This is a genomic window from Desulfuribacillus stibiiarsenatis (assembly GCF_001742305.1).
In the GTDB taxonomy this organism is placed as follows: domain Bacteria; phylum Bacillota; class Bacilli; order Desulfuribacillales; family Desulfuribacillaceae; genus Desulfuribacillus_A; species Desulfuribacillus_A stibiiarsenatis.
The window spans coordinates 1-11,900 of the sequence record NZ_MJAT01000004.1; the positions used below are offsets into that span (position 1 = coordinate 1).

Here is an 11,900-nt window from a genome sequence, read left to right on the forward strand (position 1 = left end):
GAAAGAATTGGCTATTTGCAGCTACTCCTAAAGGGGCCTCCGCTAGTGCCGCTATATACAGCATCATCGAGACAGCAAAAGCAAATGGACTGAACATATACAGCTACCTAAACTATCTTCTCTTATACATGCCGGATACTGATTACCGGAATAGGCCAGAAGATTTAGAAGATTTAATGCCTTGGTCTCCGCGTATACTAGCTGAATGCAAGAACTAGTGCCACATGGTATTAGTTCTTTTTTGGCACCATGTTATTGAGCGGTTACGCTTAACCCCATTAAAGGACTGGGTAGCCCAGTATAAAGCGAATGGAGCAGAATCTTTTCAGTCTTCCTATACAAATTATGATTTTAACTTTAAAATTGATGTATTAAACTACATTAACGATTTTAGAGTAACCCCTAATGAGGCAGCTGCGATTTTTAACATTTCATCACCTTCAACTGTACATAAGTGGGTTAAATTGTTCAACACAGTTGGTAGTGACGCTCTAAGGTCAAAGCAAAAGGGGCGTCCATCCATGAAAAAAGATCCAATGAAGCCAACAAAACAAGCACAAACTGAAGGATCTGTCGAAGATCTTAAAACACGTATTAAGCGGCTCGAAATGGAAAATGCATATTTAAAAAAGTTGAATGCCTTAGTTCAAAACAAGGAAAAATCACCAAACAAGATAAAGCACAAGTAATCTATGAATTAAGGCATGAGTTTCCGGTGATAGAATTAGTAAAACTAGCAGGAACCCCTCGAAGCACCTTTTATTTTTATATAAAACAAATGGATAAAGTCGTTCCAGATGGCGATTTAAGAGTAGAAATAAAATCAATTTTTGATGAACATGAAGGTCGGTATGGCTATCGTCGTATTCGAGATGAATTAGCGAATCGTGGACAAAAAGTGAATCACAAGAAGGTTCAACGTATCATGAAAGAGTTAGGTTTAAAATGCGTAGTACGTATGAAAAAATATAAATCATATAAAGGAACTGTTGGTAAAATAGCACCCAATATTTTAGACCGCAATTTTACCGCGGATGCCCCAAATGAAAAATGGGTAACAGATATTACGGAATTTAAATTATTCGGTGAGAAACTCTATTTATCACCTGTTTTAGATTTGTTTAATGGAGAAATTATTACGTATACAATGGGCTCTAGACCAACTTATTCCCTTGTTTCAGAGATGTTGGTGAAAGCTATAGACCGTTTACCAGAGGCCCACCAATTACTAATGCATTCAGACCAAGGCTGGCATTATCAAATGAAACAATATCGGCATACGCTTGAGTCCAGGGGCATAACGCAAAGCATGTCTCGCAAAGGGAACTGTTACGACAACTCGGTGATGAAAAACTTTTTTGGTATTATGAAGTCAGAGTTCCTCTACTTAAAGGAATTTGAAAGTGTAGAACATTTTAAAATACAATTTGCAAAATATATCACTTATTATAATACAATACGGATCAAGGCAAAATTAAAAATGAGTCCAGTGCAATACCGAACTCATTTTACTAAAGCTGCCTGATGAAATAACCATGTCTAACTTTTAGGGGTCACTTCATAAAAGCGGTCGATTATTAAAGGATAAGATTTAATAGTAGGTTAAATTATTTTTTTGACTTTATAAAGATATCAACCATATAAACCAAATATTCAGTGACTATCCCCTTGAAGTTAATAGCTTGCTCAAGTATTTGTATCTGTTTTTTAATAGGTAATGAAGAAAACCTTTTCTCATGAGTAAGAAACCTTTTTATTAATTTAATACTATCTCCTGTTAGTCTATCTTGCCTGCCTACTGGTCGGCCAGCTTTTCGAAATAAGAATTCTTTGACGACATTATTTATCTTTAAATTTTCAATCCAATTTAAGGATGAAACGGTAGTATGAGTATTGATAAACTTCGGAGGTATCTTTTTATTGCAGGTATAGTTTTTAATAGAAACTACTGTAAAACCAGTTTTTTCAATAATAATGCTAACGTCCAAATTTACTTTACTAAGTTCATTTAGTAAGTATTGTTTATTTTCCTTTGCAATATCACCTGGTTGAAATAAACGTCTCAAAACTGTAAGGTTTTGGTTTATTTTGGAAGTAGAAGATTCAATTAAACAGGGTGCTGTGGCAATTCCAGAAATAATCATATAGTGGTATCGATCATAACCTCCTAGTAGATTGTACAAATCTTGACCAGGAATTTTCTGAACAGCTAACATTAAATCGTACGCAGACAAATCCCGGTTATATTTATTCAATCTATCGATATATGCGCCAGTGATTTTAGCGGGGAACAAAGGACGTATTTTGGTTAAAGGAATATACTTTATAATCATATACAGCCCTCCTTACTAGGATGTATATGATTACGTGAAATTGTCCTATAACGCAAATGATTTATTATAAAAATTTTAAAGGGTAACTTGTAGGCAATAACATTAAACTATTATATATTCTTGTGTTAACTAGTCGGAACAACTATAATTGATCAGATTACTATTTCATCGTAAAATCTAAACCGCCATCACATCTGTACGGAGAGCCGTATCACAAGTGATGGTGATTTTTTTGATTCGTCCAGTATTTAAAACGCTTAGTAAAGTAGCTTGACAAATGAAATCTATTTGGTTTTTTCACAAGTTGCTAATCAATAATTAGTTCTGTTACTTTTATTTCAGGATGATGATACCGCTCTATTCCTATTGTCTCTTTATTATATTGAATAGCTTCTTTCGGACACCATTGTATACATGCTAAACAGAATTGACAATTCTCCAGCTTCCATTTTGGCTTATTATCAGCCATTTCGATGTTTTGAGCAGGACATACCTTACTGCAGATAGAGCAGCTGATACACTTTTCATCAGCGTAAAAACCTCTATCTATTGGTTTTTTACTTGTAGATATAGCATGGTAGCTATAAATCAGAGTTTCTAAATAGCTTTTGAACTTATTACGTGTATGTGAGATTAATTGGCGGTTTCGAATGCTTTCTGCTATAACAGGGATTTGAATAGTTTCTTCTTTGAATAGCCGTTCTTTTTCTTGATTTGTTGTTAGATGATCTTTTACAGGCGAATTATGTGGCATTTGTATAGCGAAGTACGCTGATAATGGGAGTGATTTTTTTGCCAAAAGCTCTTTGAATTGTTTGCAGACAATCCCCATTCCATTATGGTCACCATGGGTAGAAACGGCAAATATATAAGGGTTTTGGTGTTTAACTTCTAAATGGTTAATAAATTGACTTACTAACTTAGGAATGCCCTTGAAAATAGTTGGGACTACAAAGCCTATAGCTTTTGCATTTGTAGATAGCTGGTGCGACATTTTTTCCTGCCTGATTTGTATTACTGTTGCATCCTCAATATATTGTGATAAGTCTTTGGCGACTTTTAAGCTATTACCTGTCCCGGTAAAATAATAGATAGCTGTGTTCATTATGAATTTCTCCTTCCATATGCTAACTAAATTGATAATATTGTTTCCTTGGAAACAATATTATCGCGACGGAATATCTATGTCAACATTGTTTCTTGGAAACAATTCTTTGTGATAGACTAATATGAGGAGACTTATAGATTAGGGAGGTTTTAATTTGACTAATTTCTCGGATAATTGTAATGATTCTGTTTTGAGTGATAATAAAGATGCGTTAATAATTCAAATAAAAAAATTGTTCTCAGACGTATCAACGCAACAGGCATTGGAAGTGAACCAAGAGAAACAATGGCTGTTGCAAAACTGTGCCAATTCTGAAATCTCAGCAATTGTTCCAGAATTGACTGTTATAGCACTGCATGTCTTAGACGCAATCGGACGACTTCAACCGGTAAATAGCATAACCATAGCTAAGGAAACCGCGGTTCCAAAAGGGACTGTATCGAAGACCATCAAGAAACTAATATCAAAGGATCTCATTATAAAGATACCTTTACCGAACAATAAGAAAGAAACTAACTTTTACTTAACTCCACGAGGTAAAGAAATCTTCGATTTGCATAATCTTTTACATCGAAAATTTGAAACTGCAGTTGCTATGTTTTTGATGAAATATGATGCTCATGAATTGCAGTTTCTTATACGCTTCCTAAAGGATTTTATGGAAATCACATGGCATGAGCAAAAATTACGACACAATAATTAGGCAAAAAGGAAGTTTTTGAATTTTGGGATAAAACTGTTTTTTTCGAATAATAACGTAGTATAATGATAAGAGGAAGATAGATATAAAAAAAGGAGAGAGTAGAATGAAAGTCACATTATTCACAACCTGTATTGTAGATTTTATGGCTATGAATGTCGGCAAAGCTACTGTTGAATTACTTGAAGGTCTGGGGCATGAGATTGATTATCCTACAAACCAAACGTGCTGTGGGCAACCGATGTATAACACAGGATACGTAGAGAAAACAAAGGGCACAATCAAGCACTTTATCGAAACGTTTGAACATGCAGAAGTGATTGTTTCACCTTCAGGTTCTTGTGTTTCATTCGTAAAAGAATATCCCCATATTTTAGCTGATGATAAAGTATGGAAAGAAAGAGCGGAAAAAGTTGCATCAAAAACATATGAACTATCTCAATTTTTAATAGACGTTATAAATATAAATGAAATTTCTGCGAAATTACCAGGAAAGGCTGTATACCACAGTAACTGCCATACAGCTAGATTTTTAAAAGTGAAAGAACAGCCATTACAACTACTTTCGAAAGTAGAAGGACTAGAATTAGTAGATTTCCACAATTCGGACAAGTGCTGCGGGTTTGGTGGTACATTCTCTGTTAAAATGGGGGATATTTCAGCTGAAGTTGCTGATGAGAAAGCAAGGTATATCCAAGAAGCGAACCCTGATTATTTGATAGGTGCTGACTTCGCTTGTCTAATGAATATTGGTGGACGTTTAAGTAGAATTGGATCAAATATCAAAGTCATGCACATTGCAGAAGTGCTAAATTCTAAATAGAAAGGAGAGTTACAATGGGGATAAAGATTAATGACCAAAGTTTCAAGAAAAATCTTAAAAAGAATCTAAACGATGATTTTATGCGTGCCGCAATGGTGAAAGCACAAGATTTAATTAACAAAAATAGAGCGAACGTGCTATCGCAATTGGGCGATGGTAATTACCAAGAGTGGCAAAAACTATCAGGAGAAGTTCGTGCCCACGCTATTGAAAACTTAGATTTCTACTTAAATCAATTCGCTGAAAATGTTGTCAAAAATGGAGGCAACGTATTTTTTGCAAAGGATGCAAAGGAAGCCTCTCAGTATATTACGAATCTAGCAATAGAAAAAGGCGTAAAAAAAGTAGTAAAAGCTAAATCGATGGTTACAGAGGAAATTGGAATTAACCACGATTTGATTGATGCTGGGGTAGATGTAAAAGAAACTGACTTAGCGGAATACATTTTGCAATTAGATGACTGGAATCCACCTTCACATATGGTAGTGCCATCGTTACATTTAAACAAAACGCAAATTCGTGATGTTTTTGCCAAAAATGGATATTCTGGTAAGGATATTCCAGAAGATTTAGCTGCATTCGCTCGTGCCCAATTGCGTAACGAGTTCGTAACGGCTGATATGGGAATTTACGGATGTAACTTTGCGATTGCGGAATCAGGAGCGATTACATTAATCAGTAATGAAGGAAATATCGATCTTTGTACATCAGCACCTGAATTACAGGTAGCGGTAATGGGTATGGAACGGATTTTAGCTACCTATGAAGATGCTGATATCTGCATTAGCTTACTAGCTAGAAATGCAGTAGGGGCAAAAAACACAAGCTATACGACATTTGTAAACGGCATTACTGAAGAAGGCGCTGCAGATGGTGCGAAAGAATTTCATGTAGTGATCGTTGATAATGGACGTTCTAAGGTATTAAAGTCTCAATTTAAAGAAGTATTGCAATGTATGCGTTGTGCAGCATGTCTAAATATCTGTCCAATATATCGTCAAGTTGGTGGACATTCATATAATTCTATCTATTCTGGGCCACTGGGTGTTGTATTAACGCCACTTCTTGCTGGCTATGATGACTTTGAAGAACTTCCATATATGTGTTCGCTTTGTGGTGCGTGTACAGAAGTTTGTCCATCGAATATCAAGTTGCATTCATTGATTCATGAACACAAGCGTGTATTAGCGGAAGACAAGAAGGCCTCTACATTCTGGGGAGCGGGTATGACTGGAGCAGGCATGGTGTTCAGCCGTCCATGGATGTATAAGTTAGGAACGGGTGTTGCGCCACTGATGACAAAGCCATTTATGGTAGATGGAAAAATAAAAAGAGGTGTCAGTGTTCTTAAAGGTTGGACAGATAAACGTGATATGCCAGCATTGGAGAAAGTACGTTTTAGAGATTGGTATACCTCTAGAAGTAAAGGAGGAAATAAATAATGAAACAGGGACAAATTTTAAATAGAGAATCATTTATTTCTAACATTTCAAGCATACTGGGTCGAGAAATGCCAAAAGAGGTCGTGCATCCTGGTTTATCAAGCAAACCTCAGCTTGAAATATATAAGGGCTTTACGCAAGCGCAATTAGCTGAAGAATTCCATAAAAATGCCCAAATTAACAAAGCCGGATCGGGTGGTAAGATTGATTCCTTAATTATCGAGAAAAAAGATCTTGCAAAAACGGTAGCTGAGAAATTAGCTGAACATGGAGCAGGGCCAATTATCGCTTGGAACGATGAGCGTTTTGCAGAATGGGGCCTAAATGATGTGTTGAATGATGCATATGTTTGGACTGATGAAAAAGGCCGTGAAAATGTAGATAAAGCTTTGAAAGCGTCATATGGTGTATGCATTAGCGATATTTCACTTGCTGAAACAGCTTCTTACACTGTCATTGATAAGTTGGGAAAAGGAAGATCGTCAAACTTCCTGCCTTTAAATTATGTATGTATTGTACCGCAAAGTACAATTGTACCACGTTTAACACAAGCAATGCAAAAGCTTCATGAAATGTCCAAAGAGGGAATCAACCCTGCAGCCATTAACTTTATTTGTGGTTCAAGTAGTTCTTCTGACATTGAGTTAAACAAGGTATGGGGCGTACATGGACCTATTCGTTTAACATATCTTATTGTCTCTGATTTATAAAAATATAGGAAACCTTTCATAGACCAGCCTCTTACAAGGAGATTGGTCTATTTGTTTGCTTTATCCACCGTAGAAATTTTATTGTTAACAAAAAAATGTTATTCTATATAATGTTACGTTCACGATCAATCGCAAGTAGTAGCAAACAGAAATAGTAGGAGGAACAAAGTGACAACCAAATTAAAAGTTCCCTTTGATTATAAAAGCAAAGAAGAGTTCCCAATAGCACTGGCTAACTGGATTGGGGATGTTTTTTACGATATCCTCCCTGAACACGGGTATGAAGTCCGTGAAGAACAAGTATTTACGGCATTTCAATTGGCAGAAGCCGTTTGCCATAATAAAGTTCACTTAGCCGAAGCAGGGCTTGGTACAGGCAAGACATTTGCGTACTTACTTACAGCAATTGCGTATGCACGTTTTAGCGGCAAACCAGTAATAATTGCTTGTGCTACATCAGCACTTCAAGAGCAGCTGGCAGGTCCTAAGGGAGACATACAAACCCTTTCTAATCTGCTGGGGCTAGCAGTAGATGCTCGCATGGCAAGGGAATCGCGTCAATATATATGTGACGAGCGAGTTCAAGAGGCTAGAAGCTTGATAGATGATACAACGCAAGCAAATGATATTTACCAGTGGTTAGACAAGACGATAACTGGCGAACGCTCGGAAATACCTCATATATCAGATCGTCTGTGGAAACAGATTGGATGGGATGAATCGGTAGACTGTGATATGTGTTCTAGCATTGGGTATTGTAAGCTAGCTAAGGCAAGGGAACAATATCGACCTGCAAGGGATTTAATTATTGCAGACCGTGGTATCTTTTTTGAAGATTTATGGACTCGAGACGAACGAATCGCAGATGGGAAAAGACCAATGCTACCTAACTATTCAGCAGTTATTTTTGACGAGGGGCATAAAGTAATACTTCCAGCAGCGATGCAGGCAGGACAAAAAATCAACAAAGAAGATATGGATAGCATGATATTTTCTTTGGATCAAGTTCAGGAAGCTAGGGATTCTCTAGTTTTAACTGTAGATTCGTTAGAGCGGGAATGTTCTCATTTTTTCAAAACACTGAATCGATGTGTGGTTGAGGATGACCGTTCCGAACGTCTGGCAATTCGTGTAGACGATACACTACTTGCGGCTGCGGAAGCTTTTCATAAAGTGTTAGATCAATTGCTATTAGAGTTGCAAATTGAACTTGAATTATATACAGAGTCGTTAACAATACGAATGTTACATACATATGAATTTCAAATAGAAATGGCGATGATTGCTTTAGAGAGATTCAGCGGTAATGAAAGTAAAGATGTTATTACATGGGTCGACCAAATAGATGGTAGCTTCTGGGTAGTGCCTCGAAATTTAAGTGAGATGCTCGACAAACATTTGTTTCAAAAGAAACTGCCGGTGGTATTTACTTCGGCAACCTTAAGTAATGAAGGCGATTTTAGCTATTTTGCACGTACTCTCGGGTTGAAGGAACCATCGAGTTCAACAGTTGGGAGTTCGTTTGATATGGAAAAACAGGTGGTTGTCTATTTATCCAATGATATGGGAAATAGCAAGGCAGAGGCTACGTTTGCGCAATCGATTGAGCAATTAGTATCGATGTTGAAATCCAATGGAGGACGAGCATTAGTTCTAACAAACTCATTAACGGAAGTTCGAAACATTAGAAAGGGATTCAAAGATTATCAGTTGCCTTTTGAAGTGTTATGGGAAGATAAAGGAGAACGAGGGCACCTTGTTCGGAAATTTCGTGAAAACGTGTCGTCTGTACTGATTGGCTCGACTTTTTGGGAAGGCATTGATGTACCTGGCGAATCATTATCACTACTTGTAGTTTGGGAGCTTCCTTTTCCTTCACTTGATCCTTTAATTGAAGTACAACGTAAAGAGGCTATAGAAGATGGCTTGGACCCAATAGAGACGGTAGATTACCCTGAAATGGGACTGAAACTAAAACAAGGTTGTGGAAGACTTATTCGGTCAAAGGATGATCGAGGGGCAATTGTTATTATGGATAACGTCATCGGATATCCTTGGGAAAAAGTTGTCATGGGTGCATTGCCCCCTGGATCGAATGTGAAAGTAAAAGCTTTTAACAAAACCGAAATACTTTGATGAGGATGTGACTTATATAGTCACATCCTCATATTTTTTGCAGATAAATGAAATATTTTGTCAACGAGGAAGGAAATACCAATAGTGCTGGCGAATGGTTTTAAGGATAAATTACATAGCGGAATGTATAGGGTAGTTGTTAGTTGCCTATGCTCCCAGATTCATCCACAAATGAATGATGAACAATGCTAAGTGGCTCACTTTTAAATCAATCGCAATGACTTAAATTGATGGCGAAAAGTAGCGGCTAGCGGTACTTACTGGAAAGATGATTCGGAAAGAAAAAACATATTGCAAAATGGTAATAGAGAATGAGTGTTAAGGAGATAAGCGTCCAAAGGGATTCTTTTTACCAATAAACGGATATAAATGGGGTGTTTATTTTGACTAGAAGAAAGTTGGATATGAACGCTGAACAGCATTTAGCTAATTTTTTGGACAAAAACTTTTATCCCTGGTTTAAAGACAAATATAACTTTAAAAGTGTAACAAGAAGTAAAGAACAGAGTATGCAAATAAAGGGTATCGATGTGTCAATTGAAACTCGTAATAGTGAATTAGTAAATATAGATGAAAAAGCACAGCTATATTATATAAATAAAGGATTACCAACATTTGCTTTCGAATTAAATTTCATTAATAGAAGAAACGATTTAGCAGAAGGCTGGTTATTGAATGATGAATTGGATACTGACTATTATTTATTAGTTTGGCCGTACGCTACACATACAAGTCTTAAAACTCTTACCGAGGAAGATATAACGAAACTCGAATGTATCCTCATTAAGAAATCAAAGATACATGAATATTTAATAGCTAAAGGATGGGATAAAAACAGAATCTATCATAAAGCAGATGGGATTCGTAATGTGGATACATATGGGAGGATAGCCATTGAAGGAGAAGATAATTTTTATTTCTTTTATTCTGACCCTACAAAATACACGGAAAGTCCTATTAATTTGGTAATAAAAAAATATGTGTTAAAAAAGCTTTCTAAAGGCATTTTTGTGGTAACTAAAGATGAAGTAGAAGAGAAATAAATAGATTAATTGAAAGAATGCATTCGAGAGGATCGAATGCATTTTATATACGCCAAAAAAGAACAAAGGTTTGATTAAGGGGATTGTCAAATCAAGAGTGCTATGTTATTGTTATTTTTATATTATAGCAGGAGGGTTATCGGTGGTAAACAACAATTGGGGTGGATATCGGAATGGTTCGGGTAGAGTACCTTTAGATATTGATGAAAAGAAGAAGGGTGTACAGATATACATAACTCAAAAAACTAAAGACGAGATACTAGAGTTTGGTGAAGGGAATAGTCTCTCGGAAAAAGCAGTAGAGTTAATCCATGCGGAAATACATAAACGGAAAAAGTCGGGGGAATAGAAGTGGAAAAAACTGTAGTAGAGTTATTTGCAGGGGTAGGTGGCTTCAGGCTTGGCTTGAGTCAAGCATCGGAGGAATATAAGTTTGTTTGGGCGAACCAATGGGAGCCTAGCAAAAAAATCCAACATGCCTATGCTTGCTATACTCATCACTTTGGAAACTATGAAAATCATTCCAACGAAGATATTAATAAAGTTGATAAAGAGAATATTCCCGACCACTCTTTATTAGTTGGTGGTTTTCCATGTCAAGATTATAGTGTAGCAAGAACTGGTGCAGAAGGTATTCAAGGGAAAAAGGGCGTACTATGGTGGGACATCCATGATATTTTAGTAACCAAAAAACCACCCTTTGTGTTGTTAGAAAATGTGGATAGACTATTAAAATCCCCTGCAAAGCAGCGAGGTAGAGATTTCGGGGTAATATTAGCATGTTTTAAAGAGTTAAACTATACGGTAGAGTGGCGAGTTATAAATGCTGCTGACTATGGTTTTCCTCAAAGAAGAAGAAGAGTGTTTATATTTGCCTATAGTAATGTAACACAATATTATGGATTGCTTACAAATGACAATCACCAACAAATTCTACTAAATAGTGGGTTTTTCCAAAATGCTTTTCCTGCTTTTTTAGATGATAAACATGTAAAATATAAGAGTGAACAAATATTGGAATTTAATGATTTAATAGATATCTCCAATAATTTTTCGATGAGCTTTTATAATTCAGGGATTATGAAAGATGGCTTAATTTATACACAGGAATTAACTCCTTATAAGCTAGATAAACAGACCGCATTGTTGAAAGATATTTTAGAGGCTGATGTTGATAAAAAGTACTTTTTGAATGGGGAATTGATAGATTGGGAATATATGAAGGGTGCAAAGAAAATTGAAAGAACGAACAAAACTGGGTACAAATATACTTTTGCAGAAGGACCTATCGCTTTCCCAGACCCAATTGATAGACCTGCTAGAACTATGTTAACCAGCGAATCTTCTAAAAATAGAAGCACACATATAATAGCGGATCCAACTACAGGAACACTGAGAAAGCTAACTCCTGTAGAATGTGAGAGGTTAAACGGGTTCCCCGATAATTGGACAAATACGGGGATGCCAGAAAAGTTCCGATATTTTTGTATGGGAAATGCCCTAGTAGTCGGGTTGGTCGAGAAAATGGGTTTAAATATTTCTAATATCATAGATAAAGAAAAGTAGATAAGCGACTTGAAATCGCTTATTTTTTTATAAAAAACT

The 11,900-nt window shown here is 36.3% G+C and carries 11 protein-coding genes and 1 pseudogene; 10 read left to right on the forward strand and 2 right to left on the reverse strand.

Annotated features, from left to right (window positions below):
- Window positions 1-218 (forward strand): transposase domain-containing protein (locus BHU72_RS03035; protein ID WP_083248226.1); only part of this gene is annotated, 218 nt, incomplete at its 5' end.
- Between the two features lie 60 nt (window positions 219-278).
- Window positions 279-1,525, forward strand: a pseudogene (locus BHU72_RS15355) (IS3 family transposase); the annotation flags it as partial.
- An 82-nt stretch (window positions 1,526-1,607) separates the two neighbouring features.
- Here the strand turns inward: BHU72_RS15355 and BHU72_RS03050 are convergent.
- Together BHU72_RS03050 and BHU72_RS03055 are read right to left on the reverse strand one after the other, a co-directional pair.
- Entirely contained in the window at window positions 1,608-2,333 is a 726-nt protein-coding gene (locus tag BHU72_RS03050; RefSeq protein WP_069701167.1) for a hypothetical protein, read from the reverse strand.
- 307 nt (window positions 2,334-2,640) lie between these two features.
- The gene (locus BHU72_RS03055; RefSeq protein ID WP_069701168.1) at window positions 2,641-3,438 is read right to left on the reverse strand and encodes an EFR1 family ferrodoxin; all 798 of its coding nucleotides are present in this window, start codon (window positions 3,436-3,438) and stop codon (window positions 2,641-2,643) included.
- A 157-nt stretch (window positions 3,439-3,595) separates the two neighbouring features.
- On the opposite strand from BHU72_RS03055, the gene BHU72_RS03060 reads away from it, so the two are divergent.
- The 8 genes from BHU72_RS03060 to dcm all read left to right on the forward strand — a co-directional run bounded on the left by BHU72_RS03060 (window position 3,596) and on the right by dcm (window position 11,861).
- Complete coding sequence (locus BHU72_RS03060; RefSeq protein WP_083248227.1) at window positions 3,596-4,144, forward strand: MarR family transcriptional regulator; 549 nt, start codon at window positions 3,596-3,598, stop codon at window positions 4,142-4,144.
- 103 nt (window positions 4,145-4,247) lie between these two features.
- Complete coding sequence (locus BHU72_RS03065) at window positions 4,248-4,964, forward strand: (Fe-S)-binding protein (RefSeq protein WP_069701169.1); 717 nt, start codon at window positions 4,248-4,250, stop codon at window positions 4,962-4,964.
- 14 nt (window positions 4,965-4,978) lie between these two features.
- The gene (locus BHU72_RS03070) at window positions 4,979-6,406 is read left to right on the forward strand and encodes a LutB/LldF family L-lactate oxidation iron-sulfur protein (protein ID WP_069701170.1); all 1,428 of its coding nucleotides are present in this window, start codon (window positions 4,979-4,981) and stop codon (window positions 6,404-6,406) included.
- Window positions 6,406-7,116 (forward strand): LutC/YkgG family protein, encoded by a 711-nt coding sequence (locus BHU72_RS03075; RefSeq protein ID WP_069701171.1) that lies wholly within the window; start codon window positions 6,406-6,408, stop codon window positions 7,114-7,116. Before BHU72_RS03070 ends, BHU72_RS03075 begins: the two co-directional genes overlap by 1 nt.
- Window positions 7,117-7,284: 168 nt before the next feature.
- Complete coding sequence (locus BHU72_RS03080; RefSeq protein ID WP_069701172.1) at window positions 7,285-9,252, forward strand: ATP-dependent DNA helicase; 1,968 nt, start codon at window positions 7,285-7,287, stop codon at window positions 9,250-9,252.
- Window positions 9,253-9,635: 383 nt separating this feature from the next.
- Window positions 9,636-10,295 carry a hypothetical protein gene (locus BHU72_RS03085; RefSeq protein ID WP_069701173.1) on the forward strand — a complete coding sequence of 220 codons (660 nt, stop codon included), beginning with the start codon at window positions 9,636-9,638 and terminating at the stop codon, window positions 10,293-10,295.
- A gap of 142 nt (window positions 10,296-10,437) precedes the next feature.
- Window positions 10,438-10,644 carry a hypothetical protein gene (locus BHU72_RS03090; protein ID WP_069701174.1) on the forward strand — a complete coding sequence of 69 codons (207 nt, stop codon included), beginning with the start codon at window positions 10,438-10,440 and terminating at the stop codon, window positions 10,642-10,644.
- Between the two features lie 2 nt (window positions 10,645-10,646).
- Complete coding sequence (gene dcm, locus BHU72_RS03095) at window positions 10,647-11,861, forward strand: DNA (cytosine-5-)-methyltransferase (protein WP_069701175.1); 1,215 nt, start codon at window positions 10,647-10,649, stop codon at window positions 11,859-11,861.
- The last annotated feature ends 39 nt before the right edge of the window (window positions 11,862-11,900 follow it).

What these genes read in the sequence shown, in the direction of transcription:
- BHU72_RS03065 (WP_069701169.1), top strand. Translation starts at nt 4,248, where the DNA reads ATGAAAGTCACATTATTCACAACCTGTATTGTAGATTTTATGGCTATG.
- BHU72_RS03050 (WP_069701167.1), bottom strand. Translation starts at nt 2,333, where the DNA reads ATGATTATAAAGTATATTCCTTTAACCAAAATACGTCCTTTGTTCCCC.
- BHU72_RS03055 (WP_069701168.1), bottom strand. Translation starts at nt 3,438, where the DNA reads ATGAACACAGCTATCTATTATTTTACCGGGACAGGTAATAGCTTAAAA.
- BHU72_RS03070 (WP_069701170.1), top strand. Translation starts at nt 4,979, where the DNA reads ATGGGGATAAAGATTAATGACCAAAGTTTCAAGAAAAATCTTAAAAAG.
- BHU72_RS03075 (WP_069701171.1), top strand. Translation starts at nt 6,406, where the DNA reads ATGAAACAGGGACAAATTTTAAATAGAGAATCATTTATTTCTAACATT.